The sequence below is a fragment of the Streptococcus sp. 1343 genome (assembly GCF_013277355.1).
Taxonomy (GTDB): Bacteria; Bacillota; Bacilli; order Lactobacillales; family Streptococcaceae; genus Streptococcus; species Streptococcus pseudopneumoniae.
The window spans coordinates 1-517 of the sequence record NZ_VMMT01000088.1; the positions used below are offsets into that span (position 1 = coordinate 1).

The window sequence follows — 517 nt, forward strand, 5'->3', positions numbered from 1 at the left end:
AAGCCTTCAGACACGGAAACAGAAATCGAAAACCAAAACATGCAATCCCTGATGAAATCAAAGAACGTGTCCTAAAGAAATACCTCTCCTATGAAACATATAAACCAAATGTCCTTCATTTCTGTGAATTACTAGCTGAAGAAGAGGGAATTCAGCTCTCTGATACAACTGTTAGAAAAATACTCTATAAGGAAAACATCCTCTCTCCCAAGTCTCACAGAAAGACAAAGAAGAGACTAAGAAAACAAGCTAAACTGAACCGCAATCATCCCCTAGACAATCCAATCTTACCGTCCGCTAAAGATTTCCTGGAAGACACTAAAAAGCTACATCCTAGTAGACCCAGAAAGAAATTTGCTGGAGAACTCATCCAAATGGAGGCTAGCCCTCATGCCTGGTTTGGAGCAGAAACCTCTAACTTACACTTAGCCATTGATGATGCTTCCGGCAATATCCTAGGGGCTTATTTTGATAAAAAAGAGAACTTGAATGCTTACTATCATGTCCTTGAACAAAT

1 pseudogene is annotated in these 517 nt (G+C 39.5%); it reads left to right on the plus strand.

The annotated features are described in order from the left end of the window. A pseudogene (locus HT709_RS11120) lies at nucleotides 1-517 on the plus strand (helix-turn-helix domain-containing protein); the annotation flags it as partial.